The organism is Aliivibrio sp. 1S128 (assembly GCF_001691065.1).
Lineage (GTDB): Bacteria > Pseudomonadota > Gammaproteobacteria > Enterobacterales > Vibrionaceae > Aliivibrio.
In genome coordinates this window covers 1-266 of sequence record NZ_MAJV01000130.1, presented here as the reverse complement: position 1 = coordinate 266, position 266 = coordinate 1, and the positions used below count along the sequence as shown (strand labels likewise).

The 266-nt window shown below is 35.7% G+C and carries 1 pseudogene; it reads left to right on the top strand.

What is annotated here, in order from left to right:
- Nucleotides 1–266: pseudogene (locus tag A6E03_RS17910) on the top strand (GNAT family N-acetyltransferase); the annotation flags it as partial.

Here is a 266-nt window from a genome sequence, read left to right as displayed (position 1 = left end):
AGACCAATGACCTCAAATGAATATCCAGCGTATTGTGATTATTTCATTGATGATTACAGCCGTGAAATAGCTGAAAACTATGGTCACTCAATGGATAGGGCGCTCGAAATAGCTAATCAGGATCTTCTTCGTAGTTTTCCTAATGGTTTGGAAACTAACGACCATGAATTATTGTGTATTGAATCGGATTCAGAATTGGTTGGTTATTTGTGGCACTCGATTAACGCAAATGATAAATCGACGTTTATTTATGACTTTTTCATTTT